Origin of the sequence: Enterococcus sp. BWB1-3 (assembly GCF_016745275.1) — a bacterium.
Classification (GTDB): domain Bacteria; phylum Bacillota; class Bacilli; order Lactobacillales; family Enterococcaceae; genus Enterococcus_L.
The window spans coordinates 94,053-107,366 of the sequence record NZ_JADOEP010000010.1 but is presented as its reverse complement, the minus strand read 5'-3'; the positions used below and the strand labels follow the sequence as shown (position 1 = coordinate 107,366).

The window sequence follows — 13,314 nt, the reverse complement described above, 5'->3', positions numbered from 1 at the left end:
AACTGTTACAGCATATTTTTTATCAGGTATTTTATTTTTCCATTTTCATATTCACATGGGGAATATCATCTTCCAGATAAACCTCTGAGACAACTTCAAAACCAAAGCTTTGATAAAATGCCACTGCATATTCCTGAGCACTTAATACTACCGATAGATTTGTATAGCGTTTTTTTATCTCAGTCAGTGTCTTTTCCATTAGAAGATTACCATATCCTTGACCACGATAGTTTTTAGTCGTCAATACACGCCCGATACTGATGCAGTCTCCTTTGTCAATAATTCGGGAATAACCGGCAATATCAGTTCCTTCCTGCAGCCAAACATGCCATGCTGTTTCATCATCGGAATCAATCTCCTGATACGGACACTGCTGTTCAACGACAAACACTGCAATACGTGCTGCCATAATTTTCAGTAATTCTGCCGAAGATAACTCTTCCAATTTTTTAATCTGAACATCCATTTTATTCAACTCCTGCTTCTTAATTTATCTTGTATTTATACTTTTCCATTTTTTTCCGATCACAGTCAATCACATACAAAAATGGACTGCTGTACACATAAACAATATTATAATAAAGCGGAGAAGCAATTGTCGTTAAGTGTTTCAACAACCCTCTGATATAAGATTCATCTTCCCAAAAAACAAAGATAAAAAGATTATTTTCCTGATAAAGTGTGTAGCTTCCATTTTGCAGTTTTTTCAGTTTATTATCATAGGCTTCAATCAAATTAAATAAGCTGTCCCAGTTTGCCAAAGAAATTCCTACTTTTTTTACTGTACCGTCTGGTAATCTCAACGTCATCTTTATCACATCTGTACCGTATTCCTGCTTAAGTCTTTTTAACAATTTTTGCTCGTCCTGAAATGGCACACTGCTTTCTCCCAACGTATGCAGAACTCCTTCTTTCAGCGATTGAGTGACTTCTACGCCAACATTGTTTTCAAGGCTTTGAATATCAGGTTTGTCCAGAAGTTTGGCTTGTTTATATTTTTCAGGAAAAATTGTCTGCAGTATTTCAAGTGCTTTCCGTTCGTCCGGACGTTCCATTTTATTTCCCCTTCATATATTGATTTATCTAATTATACTACATTGGCAACGTTTCTAAAGAGAATTCCTTTTCAAAATAGTATATCTGTATTAAATTCTTTGTTAAGACTTGTATTATCTTATACTGTGTTATACACTGTACTGTGTGAGGTGCTAATATGAATATAGATGATTGGAAATCACAGGTTAAACGCGGTACCTTGGAGCTTTGTATCCTTTCTCTTTTATCAAAAAGAGATTATTACGGCTATGAGCTGATAGAGGTATTGAGCAACTGGAGTATCATCGCCACAAACGAAAATACAATGTATCCGTTACTTAGACGTCTGACAAAAGAAAGCTATTTGGAAGGCTACTGGCAGGAAAATAATGATCTGCCTCGAAGAAAATATTATCGGATTACCGATCTAGGTATTCGATATCTTATGGAAATGACCGTTCTGTGGAAAACATTAACCAGAGCAGTCGATGATATTCAGGAAAACAGGGAGGAATTATGATGAATGAACAGGCTTCAGTCTATTTACAGCAGTTAAACAATTATTTAAAGAAGATGGATCAGCAGGAACGGATGGATATCCTTGAAGAAGTAGAAAGCCACATCTTTGAAGCTGTAAGCAACGGCGCAGAGATCGATATAGTCTTGAAAACATTAGGAAGTCCCAAAGCTTTGGCAGATTCTTATATTGACGAGGCATTTCTTAAAGAAGGCTCTTTCAACTTGAGTAATTTGATGAAACTGATAAAATTCTATTTTGTAACTGGTTTTTCAGGTATGTTCATTGTTTCCTGTGTAGGAATCATTTCAATTACATTCTATTTTTGTTCCTTTATAGTAGTTGCAGCAGGTGTTATCAAAATGATTGGTCTGTTTTTCGGCTATTCACTGCCGATTGTTGTTATGAATTTTGGTTTTTGGCAGGCTCCTGATTTCATGGCTTTGCCAGTTTGTCTTCTGGTTGGTTTGCTGCTTTATATCAGCAGCAAAAAAATGTGGAATTGGCTGAAAGGTTATCTGCTATCTATTTCTGTTGCGCATCGTAAACTGAAAAATTCCAATTAACAAAAAACAAGCGTCGGATTTTCTGTGCTTTCACAGCAATTCCAACGCTTGTTTGTATTCTTTTAACGATTTTTCGTTTCAAATAGAGGGCTGACTGGTTTATTTTCGTGAATCCGTTTGATAGCATCCCCGATTAGTTCGCCAACACTGATTTCATCAATCTTGTCGATCTTGCGGTCATCCGACAGATAAATGGAGTCTGTTACAACCAGACGTTTAATCGCTGAATCCTGAATCCGTTCCAGCGCAGGACCTGATAATACCGGATGTGTACATGAAGCATACACTTCTTTGGCACCGGCTTCTTTCAGTGCATTGGCGGCCAATGAAATGGTTCCGGCAGTGTCAATCATGTCATCAATCAACACACAAATTTTCCCTTCCACTTGTCCAATGATATTCATTACCTCTGCCACATTTGCTTTGGGACGGCGTTTATCAATAATTGCAATTGGAGATTTCAAGTACTCCGCCAGTTTTCGGGCACGAGTCACTCCGCCATGATCCGGTGAAACTACCACCACATCATCGCCCTTAATCCCATGTTCCATAAAGTAATCAGCAATCAGCGGCGCACCCATCAAATGATCCACAGGAATATCGAAGAATCCCTGAATCTGTACCGCATGCAAGTCTAATGTCAACATTCTTGTAGCTCCGGCTTTTTCCAGCATATTCGCTACTAATTTGGCTGTGATCGGTTCACGGGCACGAGCCTTTCGATCTTGACGCGCATAACCATAGTACGGCATAACAACATTAATTGTTTTGGCACTTGCACGCTTCAACGCATCAATCATGATCAATAGTTCCATCAAATTGTCATTCACCGGGCTGCTTGTTGATTGAATCAAATAAACATGCGACCCTCGAATACTTTCTTCAATGTTGATTTGAATTTCACCATCACTGAATTGGCTGACAGATGATTTACCTAATTCCACACCAACTGCTTTTGCAATTTTTTCTGCCAGAGGGCGGTTGGAATTAAGAGAAAAAATTTTCAATCTTGGATCAAAATAATGTTTTGACATTGGGACCTCCACTTTCTATTTTGAACAATAGCTTCCTTATAAATAGTAGTCACTTTTTACAAATAAATCAAGTGATTTTCCTATAGTAATACCAAATTATCATCAATTATACGCATTTAAACCATTTTACTATTTTTGTTTGCAGCTTCACAGATTTTCATTTCTATATCTCCTTCTTTTTTTCTGCTTAATTCCTTTTCAGGCATTCTTATTCTTAGTTTTTGTTCATTCATAACAGATATTTCCTTTAAAAAAATTTTTTAGACAGTTCTCCGGATATGTCCAAATGAAACACTTGCATATCTTCACTAAATATACTTCAGCTCGACATGTAGTTGTTTTACGAAAAATTAGGAATTAAAATCGTTTTTACACCTTTTTACTTCTGATTTTTCTACCAAGATTATACGAATATCTCTTTTTTCTATTTATTTTTCATTAAAAGCCAGAAAAACATTTAGAAAGCGCTCTATATTTGTTAAAATAATCTTGTGCACTAAAAAATAGGAAGAAGGAGTGTTTGTTTTTTGAAGAAGCTAGGGCGTAACAAAATCAAAAACATCTTTCAATGGCTGATTGTCACAGGTTTGCTGGTAAGTGGAAGCACAACAGTTCCCGCAACAGCAGAAACTGAAGCGGAGGAAACCCACCGGCTGACTGTTCTGGGAACCTCTGATGTTCATGGTCAGCTGTGGAACTGGTCGTATGAGGATGACAAAGAAGCTGCTGTCGGACTTTCACAAGTAAGTACGGTTGTCAAAAATGTTCGTACAGAAAATCCCAATGGAACGATTTTAATTGATAATGGGGATATCGTACAGGGAACCATTCTTACCGATGATTTGTACAACAAAGAACCACTGATTAACGAAGAGCATCCAATGATTAAAGCCATGAATGAAATCAAATATGATGCTATGGTCCTTGGAAACCATGAATTCAATTTTGGCCTTGATCTGATTGACAAAATCAGCAGCGAAGCATCTTTCCCAATTCTTTCTGCAAACACATATGTCAAAGCAACAAATAACCGTTACGTAGGAGGCACCACGTTAAAAGATATTGATCTGGATAACGACGGGACAAAGGATCTGACTGTGGGAATTATTGGTCTGACCACTCCGCATATTCCAAATTGGGATGGGGCAAAAGTTGAAACACTGTATTTCAATGCTTTAAAAGATGAAGCCGAAAAAGCTGTAGCAGAACTCAAAGGCTCTGCGGATATCATCGTGGCTTCCATCCACGCCGGACGGACAGACAACGATCCTGCTGCAAGTGCCGATCAGGTAATAAACAATGTAGCAGGTATTGATGCATTTATTTTAGGACATGATCATCGCTCTTTCGCAGAGCAGATTGACAGTCCCAGCGGAACAGCTCCTGTCGGCGCACCAAAAGATACGGGTATCGAAATGGTTCGGATTGATTTGGATATTGAAAAAATCAACGGAAAATGGGAGGTAAAAAATGACCATGTTTCCATTATTGACACCACACAGGCAGCTGCCGATACAGAATTAAAAGCCGCTACACAAACTTATCATGATACAGCACGTCAGTTCATTTCAGATCCAATTGGAACAGCATCTGCTGATTTCCTTCCGGCAGAAGAAGTGACAGGCATTCCTGAGGCTCAGCTTCAGCCAACTGCCATGATCTCATTAATTAACAATGTCCAAAGAAAATACACAGGCGCTCAGCTTGCTGCTTCTGCCTTATTTAAAGCAGACAGCAAATTAAATAAAGGCACTCTTTCCTACTCTAATATTTTTGATATTTACAAGTACCCGAATACCTTGGTCAGCGTGAATATTACCGGAGAAAATCTGTTAAAATACATGGAAAATCAGGCGGCTTATTACAATACCCCTCAACCGGATGACCTGACCATCAGCTTCAATGAAGCAATACGTGTTTACAATTACGATATTTTTTCAGGAATTGACTATAAAATTGATATTTCAAAAGAAGTCGGACAGCGGATTATCAACCCAACCATTGATGGAGCGGCTGTAGAGCCAACTGCCAATTATACAATTGCCATGAACAACTACCGTTATGAAGGTTTGCTGGCTCAGGGAATTATTACAGAAGAACCGTTAGTCTCTACAGATCCGGAAACACTTCGAGGATATATTGCTCAATATATCAAAGAAAAAGGAACGATTGATCCGGAAAAAGAGATTGAGCACAACTGGGAAATCATCGGCTACAACTTTGATGAAGACTGGCGGGCACTGGCTGTTGAGCTGGTAAATAATGGAACGCTTCAAGTTGTTTCCGCTGCAGACGGCCGGACACCAAATGTCAAGGCAATTACCAAACAGGATGTCATTGAGGCAGGCTTCCAGCCAAGCACTTTAACAATCATGCATACAAATGACATTCATGGACGACTGGAAGGAAACGGACAGGATGTTCTGGGAATGGCCCGTCTTAAAACCTATAAGGATCAAAAGAATCCCGGACTGTTAATCGATGCAGGGGATGCATTCCAGGGGTTGCCTATCTCTAATTTCTCTGAAGGAATGGATATGGTCAGCATTATGAACGAAGTTGGCTATGATGCAATGGCTGTGGGAAATCATGAATTTGATTTCGGTTTTGAACGAGCCCTTCAATATAAAGAAAATTTGAATTTCCCGCTTCTTTCGAATAATACGTATAAAGACGGACAGCTTGTCTTTGAACCCTATACCCTTATTGAAAAAGATGGTAGAAATTATGCCGTAATCGGTGTAACAACACCGGAAACAGCAACCAAAACCCACCCAAACAACATTATCGGAGTAACATTCGCTGATCCGATTGAAGAAACAAAGAAAATCATCAACACCTTGAAAAATTCCGAAACAGCAATTGATGCTTTTGTTATTGCCGGACATTTGGGAATTGATGAAACAACTCCAGCTGAGTGGCGGGGAGACACACTGGCCAAAGAATTAAACGCCAGCTTCCCTGATTTGAATTTGGTTGTTCTGGATGGTCATTCTCATACTGCTGTAAATGGCGGTATGATGTACGGAAATGTCCTGTATACTCAAACAGGCAACTATCTGAACAATGTGGGTATGGTAAAACTGGATGTAAATAATGTATCTGCTAAATCTGCAGAACTGGTTTCAGCTGAGACTCTGGCAGAGCTGGAAGAAAATACAGCAGTTAAGGCCTTGGTTGATCAGGCAAAAGAAACCTTTGAAGCTTGGGGCTCTGAAGTTGTGATTGAAAATAACCCTTATTTGTTCAACGGAGAACGAGATAATGTGCGTACCAGAGAAACAAATCTGGGAAATTTAATTGGTGACTCTATGCTTTCTTATGGACAAACCGGGTTCAGTTCACCGACTGATTTCGCTGTAACAAATGGTGGAGGTATTCGTGCAACTATCGAACCAGGCTCCGTAACTCTTGGAGACATTATTGCTGTTCTGCCATTTGGCAACAGCATCTCACAAATTAAGGTGACAGGCGCACAGGTGAAAGAAATGTTTGAGATGTCTCTTCGCTCAACTGCACAAAAGGATGAAAACGGCTCAGTCATTTTAGACGATTATGGACAACCGAAATTGGGTGCAAATGGTGGATTTCTTCACGTATCAAGCACAATTCGTGTTTATTATGATTCAACTAAACAAGGAACACTGCTAGCAAACGATGAAGGCAACGAATCAGGACAGACAGTCATTGGTCAGCGTGTCTTGCAAATTGAAGTCCAAAACCGTGAAACCGGTGAATTTGCACCAATCGAAGATACTGCTGCCTACAATATGGCAACTAACGATTTTCTGGCTGCCGGAGGCGATGGTTACGACATGCTCGGCGGTGAAAGAGAAGAAGGCCCTTCTCTTGATACCGTTCTGATTGACTATCTGAAACAAGGCGCAGCACTGCGTCTGTTAGATACAGCAACCAATATCGATTTGGCTCAATATGAAGAACAATTCCCTGGAAAACGCCTCATCTCTATTGCTGAAGCTGAGTTCAATAAAGAAGGCGGAAACGGTGAAGCAGACGGCGAAAAAGCAGCAGGTGAAGGGGGCAGAGATAAAAATGGCGGAAATTATCCGAAAACAGGTGAAGAAATTGCTTCTTATCTGGGTATTGGCTTACTGACTGCAGGCGCTGCTGTAACAGGAACCTACTACTATAACAAGCGAAAAATATCCTAGCAGCTTGACCAGATTGTAAATTACAATAAAAGATAATCAATAAATGATTGAAAGTCTTAACTTATATGCTTCAATAACAAATGGGACAGCTTCAAAAGCAGCAGTCTCATATGTAATACTACTTGGTAAGGCACGTTTCTTGGATTAGAAGAATAACTTGTTTTTAATTCGGTCAAGACACTGGTTTTAAACTTTACGGTAAATAACAACATCATTTAATAACTGAAAAAAGGGGTTGTGACAAACCTCATGAGGGCTGTCACCCACACCAAACAGAATGAAAAGAAAAAAACGATCGACCTACACGCTATTTCCTGTCATACTAAAGAGGACAGAAGGGCTTGTAGGTCGATCACTTATTGAGGTTCTTTTCCAAGTTGACCTTGAGGGACAAACTAGATCGTTCTACTTATCTGTACGGCAGAGCCATTAAGAATTGAAGGACTTCGTTCCGATCCTCGAAGCATGGAGGGGCTTTGTTCCTACGCTTCTTACAAATGCTCGGATCATACAAAGACTGGAACACCGTTTATTCCTTACCTTCAAAATAAGAAAAATTCTCTGCGTATCCCTTTTTATTGACCTGTCTTGCTCTGGCGATTGCGAGATCATGTGTATATACATCATCCGTAATGGTTGATCCAGCAGCAATCATTACATTGTTTTCGATTGTCAGCGGTGCGATCAAATTAGAACCTGAACCGATAAACGTATGATCTCCTACTGAGATATGCTGCTTATCTTTCCCGTCATAATTCACAAAAATAACACCGCAGCCGACATTGATATCTTTCCCTAAATCTGCATCCCCTACATAGCTGAGATGACCAATTTTAGTCTCTTCACCTACTGAAGAATTTTTTATTTCAACAAAGTTCCCAATATGTGCACGTGAACCAATTTCTGTATTGGGTCTTAAATGGGCAAATGGACCGACATCCGCATGACTTCGAATGGTACTTTTTTCAATTACGGAATGAACAATCTTGACATTGTCTTCAATCACACTGTCCACAATTTCCGAACCGGAGCTGATAAAGCAGTCCTCACCGATTACAGTTTTTCCTTTGATACAGACTCCTGCTTCAATCACAGTGTCTGAGCCAATCACTACGCCTTCATCAATGTACGTACTAGCAGGATCGACAAACGTAACACCATTCATCATGTGCATCGCATTCAGACGTTTATACATAATTTTATTTGCGGTGGCCAGTGCCATTCGATCATTAATCCCCATTGCTTCATCAAAATCAGCCATCCGGTAAGCCGCAATTGTCGCTCCGCCGTTTTTCAAAATTTCAATAATATCTGTTAAATAATACTCACCCTGCGAATTATTTTTCTCTATTTTTGAAAGGGAAGAAAACAAGGCTTCATTGTCAAAACAGAATGTTCCTGTATTGATTTCTCTTACACGTGTCTCTTCTTCAGACGCATCTTTCTGTTCAACGATTTTCTCAACAATTCCCAAATGATCACGAATGATTCGTCCATAACCTGTAGGATCATCAGCTTGAGCTGTCAGAATTGTTGCACTAGCATTTTTCCCTTGATGATAATCAAAAAGATTGGTCAGTGTTTCTGCCGTTAACAAAGGCGTATCTCCTGTAATCACCAGTGTGGTTCCCTTTTTCCCTTTCAGCAAGCTTTCTGCCTGCATGACCGCGTGTCCGGTTCCCTGCTGTTCCTGCTGTAACGCATACTTTGTCCGTTCTTCCAAATACTCTTTGATTGCTTCTGCACCATGGCCGACAATTGTCACAATTTCCGTTGGCTTAGTCTGCTCTACCTGATCGACAATATGCTCTACCATAGGCTTCCCTGCCACGGGATGAAGGACTTTATAAAGCTTTGATTTCATACGTGTACCTTTACCTGCAGCTAAAATGATGACGTATCTGTTCTCTTCCAAATTTGTCACTCCTCAATTCTGTCTCATTCTTTTTTATAACAAGAGAACGGCGTAATTCTAAAATCCCCGCTCTTTAAATCCCAAACAAATGAAGTTTTTTTGATAAAGATAAACTTCTTCATCATAACCTTCTCTTAGTTTATCTTACCAAATGCACTTTTTCAACCAAACCAATTTTAAATAATGCAGATCAATTTGGTCCATTCTATAACTATTAGTTTATGGATGGATGATCCTATTCAGTATAGCAAAAAAACTTCGCTATTTTTTGAACAGCAAAGCTTCCTTGTCTAGCAATTATTTTGATTTATTCTTAACTAAAATAATTTCCCGGAACAACATTAATCGTTTTCGTCTGGGTATCCACATCTTTCACATAGAGCAGAGATGTATAATCATTGATTGCACGCTGTCCATTGAATTTGGACTCTGCAAATACAGTAATGCCCACCAATTCAGCTTCAAATTCCTCAATCAGACTCTTCATACCGTTAACCGTTCCGCCGCCCTTCATGAAATCGTCTACGACAAGAACCCTCGATCCCCGTTCCAGACTGCGTTTGGAAAGCTCCATTTTTTCTATCCGTTCAGATGAACCGGATACATAATTCACGCTGACTGTAGAACCTTCTGTAATTTTTGAATCTCTGCGGACAATCACAAAGGGAATATTCAGATAATAAGAAACTGCCTGTGCAATCGGCACACCTTTTGTTGCCACAGTCATCACTGCATCAACTTTTTGATCTAAATAAATTGAAGCAATCACCCGACCAATCTGACGCAGCAGCTCCGGCTGTCCCAGTAAATCAGAAAGATAGACATAGCCGCCCGGCAACAGACGATCCTGTTCGGACAAACGGTCACCCAGCTCCATAATAAACTGCTTTGCTTCCTCGTATGGAATCTTGGGAATAAACTGAACGCCTCCTGCAGCTCCCGGTACGGTTTCCAGAAGACCTGTTCCTCTCTGCTGAAACGTCTTTTTTACAATCGCCAGATCTTCGCTAATAGAAGACTTGGCAGACTGATATCTCTCAGCAAAAAATGTCAGAGAGATTAATGTATGTGGGTGACTTAACAGATATTGTGTCATATCAATTAGGCGTTCACTTCTACGGGTTTTCAAATTAGTCACTTCCTTTTTTCTCTATCGTTCCTTATTATAAGGGTTTAGAAGAAAAAATTCGAGCATTTTAAAGAAAAAATCTGAAATAGTTCGCATATTCTATAAAAAAGAAGAAGTCAGGGAAAAGAATCTTCGTTTTTCCCTAACTTCCTTTAATTTTTCTATTTCTTAAAGAGATGGTTGTAATATAACGAATAACATTGATTACTAAAAAAATACTAATAAATGCCAGTGTAATGGTCGCACTCGGTGGTGTTTCCAGATAATAAGAACCAGTCAATCCTGCCATCATCCCCACCAACCCTACAACTGTACTAATTAGAATTACCATATTAAACCCTTTTCCGATTCTCAATCCTGTCGCTGCAGGAAGCACCATAATAGCAGAAATCAGCAAGGCTCCTGCGATTGGAATCATCACAGCAATGGCAACTCCTGTTATTACATTAAACAGCATGGACATCCAGCGTACAGGAAGTCCATCAACATGCGCTGTGTCCTCATCAAACGTCAACACATACATCGGGCGCTTGAACAGGAAAAACAGAATGACCAGCACAACGAACAAAACTGCCAAAATTACTACTTGTTCCCATGTAATAGTAACGATGGAACCAAACAAATATGACTGGATACTTGTTGCAGAATTCCCGCTGTTCATATTCATCAGAACCAGTGCGAGTGCCAGACCGCCGGACATTAAAATAGCGATTGAAATTTCTGAATATGTACTATAAATATGCCGCAAATACTCCAGAACAACAGCTGCTATGATGACTACAACCAAGGTCATTAAATTGGGACTCAAATTAAAGAACAGCCCCAAAGCAACTCCTGCCAAAGAGACATGGGACAACGTATCTGCCATCAGCGACTGCCTCCGGATAACCAGAAACACTCCCAGCATTGGGGCGATAACAGAAATAAATCCTGCAGCCAGAAATGCCCGCCTCATAAATTCATATGAAAACATCTCCAAAATATTCAACTCCCTAATCTATCTTTTTCAATTTTATACTTCATCCATGTCTGTCTCAGAACTCATGTGAAAACAACGCCACTGAGAGTCTTCTTTCCGCACTAAGCGAATTTGCCGATCTGCATATTTCTTAATGTCCTCATGATCATGAGTAATCATCAAAATCGATTTGCCATGAGCATGAGCATTGTGTCTTAACAAACGATAAAACTCGTTTCTGGATTCTTCATCCATCCCTGTTGTGGGTTCATCAAGAATAAACAGGTCAGGATCTGTTGCAAAAATTCTGGCCAGACTGATCCGCTGTTTTTGCCCGCCGGAAAGCTCACCAATGCGTTTATGCCGCATATCCCACATACCAACTGCTTTCAATGCCTTTTCCACGTGCTGATGATCTTTTGTTGTCAGTCGCTGAAACCAGCGCTGTCTGGGAAATCGACCGGAGCGGACTAATTCCAGCACCGTACTGGGAAAACCAGCATTAAATGAGGCAATCTGCTGAGGAATATAGCCGATACTGATTTTTTTCCCTTCAGCATTTTTATCAGATACCGTTACTGTTCCGCTTGCAGGTTTAAGCAGCCCAAGCGTGCTTTTTATCAGGGTTGATTTTGCAGCTCCGTTTTCTCCCGTTAAAATAACAAATTCACCCGGATCAACATAATAGGAAACATTTTCCAAAACAGGCTCATCATCATAATAAAATGTTAGTCCCTGTACATCAATGTAATGCATATACGCTCTCCCTTTTTTAATAAAATAACATATTCAGTTCCCAGTCTGATGATATCTTATTCTTTACTTTATTTTTCATCCAAAACTGCTTCATTCAGAGCAATCAAAACCTGCACATGCTCTAGAATACAGCCAAAATATATCAGTCTTGTTCTTTACTTAATACTCTTTTTCAAGGCTTCAAGATTTTCCTGCATCACAGAAATATAATCTTGACCTGACTGCTGCTCCTCTTCTGTCAGACTTTCCAGTGTTTGCAGTACTGAAAGCTCAACACCTGTTTCTTTAGCCAGCGTTTCAGCTACTTTTGAGGAAGCTGTTGCTTCAAAATAAATGACCTTTACCTGATGCTCATCAATATATTTCTTCAATTCAGCCAAACGACTTGGTGAAGGCTCCTGATCGGGAGAAATACCTGAAATAGACTCCTGTATCAGTCCATATTCTTTTGCCAGATAGCCAAAAGCAGCATGCTGTGTCACAAAGGTCCTATTTTCAACAGCTGCAAAAGCTGTTCTGTACTCAGCATCCAATGTCTGTAATTTTTCAAGGTAAGCAGCTGCATTTGCTTCAAATACCTCTTTTTTATCAGGATATTTGCTTACCAGCGCATCACGAATTGTCTCCACTTCTTTTTGGGCCAGCACAGGGTTCAGCCAGACATGCGGGTCTACTTCGTGACTGTGATCATGCTCTTCTTCTTCCTCTTCATGATCATGGTCATCGCTTTCCATCAAATCAATACCTTTACTTGCTTCTACAATTTTTACACTATTCTGATTGATATTTGAAATGACATCTTCTGCCCAGGTTTCGAATTCATTACTATTATATACAAACAAGTCTGCATCGGAAACTTTTGCGATATCTTTTGCACTTGGTTCAAAGTCATGGGCATCTGTACCAGAAGGGATTAACAGTTCAACAGTTCCCTCATCTCCTACAATTTCTTTTGTAAAATTATACATAGGATAGAAAGTAGTCATCACAGTAATCTGATCTTGTTTGTCAGTTGCCGGCTTCGTTGTTTCCCCGCAGGCAGCTAAAATAAAAATACCTAGTAAGAGCATACCGATACACATACTATATTTCAAAAATTTTCGCTTCATTTTTTTCTCCATTCCGATTTACTTTTGCAAATCGTAATTTTTACGATTTAAGAGCAAAACCTACTTTATCAGAAGTTAAAAATTCCGTCAAGAAAAAAATCAAAAGAATCTGAAAACCTTTTT

Annotated in this window: 11 protein-coding genes; 3 read left to right on the top strand and 8 right to left on the bottom strand. The window is 39.5% G+C overall.

What is annotated here, in order from left to right:
* Positions 1-31: 31 nt before the first annotated feature.
* Positions 32-466 carry a GNAT family N-acetyltransferase gene (locus IW492_RS09100; RefSeq protein ID WP_202067300.1) on the bottom strand — a complete coding sequence of 145 codons (435 nt, stop codon included), beginning with the start codon at positions 464-466 and terminating at the stop codon, positions 32-34.
* Positions 467-485: 19 nt separating this feature from the next.
* A complete protein-coding gene (locus tag IW492_RS09095; protein WP_202067299.1) occupies positions 486-1,055 on the bottom strand; it encodes a hypothetical protein in 570 nt (189 codons plus the stop codon).
* 158 nt (positions 1,056-1,213) lie between these two features.
* Between IW492_RS09095 and IW492_RS09090 the strand changes: the two genes are divergently transcribed.
* Both IW492_RS09090 and IW492_RS09085 read left to right on the top strand, forming a co-directional pair.
* Positions 1,214-1,555, top strand: coding sequence for a PadR family transcriptional regulator (locus tag IW492_RS09090; protein WP_202067298.1), 342 nt, complete (start codon positions 1,214-1,216; stop codon positions 1,553-1,555).
* Positions 1,555-2,118: a DUF1700 domain-containing protein gene (locus IW492_RS09085; protein WP_202067297.1), complete on the top strand. Its 564-nt coding sequence runs from the start codon at positions 1,555-1,557 to the stop codon at positions 2,116-2,118. Before IW492_RS09090 ends, IW492_RS09085 begins: the two co-directional genes overlap by 1 nt.
* 62 nt (positions 2,119-2,180) lie before the next feature.
* Here the strand turns inward: IW492_RS09085 and IW492_RS09080 are convergent, their stop codons facing one another.
* Positions 2,181-3,152, bottom strand: a complete 972-nt coding sequence (locus IW492_RS09080; RefSeq protein ID WP_202067296.1) for a ribose-phosphate diphosphokinase — start codon at positions 3,150-3,152, stop codon at positions 2,181-2,183.
* A 575-nt stretch (positions 3,153-3,727) separates the two neighbouring features.
* On the opposite strand from IW492_RS09080, the gene IW492_RS09075 reads away from it, so the two are divergent.
* Complete coding sequence (locus IW492_RS09075; RefSeq protein ID WP_442896320.1) at positions 3,728-7,324, top strand: 5'-nucleotidase C-terminal domain-containing protein; 3,597 nt, start codon at positions 3,728-3,730, stop codon at positions 7,322-7,324.
* Positions 7,325-7,853: 529 nt separating this feature from the next.
* On the opposite strand, the gene glmU is transcribed toward IW492_RS09075, so the two are convergent.
* From glmU to IW492_RS09050, 5 genes are all read right to left on the bottom strand, one after another.
* Positions 7,854-9,239: a bifunctional UDP-N-acetylglucosamine diphosphorylase/glucosamine-1-phosphate N-acetyltransferase GlmU gene (glmU, locus tag IW492_RS09070; RefSeq protein WP_269160928.1), complete on the bottom strand. Its 1,386-nt coding sequence runs from the start codon at positions 9,237-9,239 to the stop codon at positions 7,854-7,856.
* A 313-nt stretch (positions 9,240-9,552) separates the two neighbouring features.
* A complete protein-coding gene (gene purR, locus IW492_RS09065; protein WP_202067294.1) occupies positions 9,553-10,368 on the bottom strand; it encodes a pur operon repressor in 816 nt (271 codons plus the stop codon).
* A gap of 142 nt (positions 10,369-10,510) precedes the next feature.
* Positions 10,511-11,347 carry a metal ABC transporter permease gene (locus tag IW492_RS09060; RefSeq protein ID WP_202067293.1) on the bottom strand — a complete coding sequence of 279 codons (837 nt, stop codon included), beginning with the start codon at positions 11,345-11,347 and terminating at the stop codon, positions 10,511-10,513.
* A 33-nt stretch (positions 11,348-11,380) separates the two neighbouring features.
* Complete coding sequence (locus IW492_RS09055) at positions 11,381-12,082, bottom strand: metal ABC transporter ATP-binding protein (RefSeq protein WP_202067292.1); 702 nt, start codon at positions 12,080-12,082, stop codon at positions 11,381-11,383.
* 155 nt (positions 12,083-12,237) lie between these two features.
* Entirely contained in the window at positions 12,238-13,191 is a 954-nt protein-coding gene (locus tag IW492_RS09050) for a metal ABC transporter substrate-binding protein (protein ID WP_202067291.1), read from the bottom strand.
* Positions 13,192-13,314: the final 123 nt, after the last annotated feature.

What these genes read in the sequence shown, in the direction of transcription:
- IW492_RS09080 (WP_202067296.1), bottom strand. Translation starts at nt 3,152, where the DNA reads ATGTCAAAACATTATTTTGATCCAAGATTGAAAATTTTTTCTCTTAAT.
- IW492_RS09095 (WP_202067299.1), bottom strand. Translation starts at nt 1,055, where the DNA reads ATGGAACGTCCGGACGAACGGAAAGCACTTGAAATACTGCAGACAATT.
- IW492_RS09055 (WP_202067292.1), bottom strand. Translation starts at nt 12,082, where the DNA reads ATGCATTACATTGATGTACAGGGACTAACATTTTATTATGATGATGAG.
- IW492_RS09050 (WP_202067291.1), bottom strand. Translation starts at nt 13,191, where the DNA reads ATGAAGCGAAAATTTTTGAAATATAGTATGTGTATCGGTATGCTCTTA.
- IW492_RS09090 (WP_202067298.1), top strand. Translation starts at nt 1,214, where the DNA reads ATGAATATAGATGATTGGAAATCACAGGTTAAACGCGGTACCTTGGAG.
- IW492_RS09100 (WP_202067300.1), bottom strand. Translation starts at nt 466, where the DNA reads ATGGATGTTCAGATTAAAAAATTGGAAGAGTTATCTTCGGCAGAATTA.
- IW492_RS09085 (WP_202067297.1), top strand. Translation starts at nt 1,555, where the DNA reads ATGAATGAACAGGCTTCAGTCTATTTACAGCAGTTAAACAATTATTTA.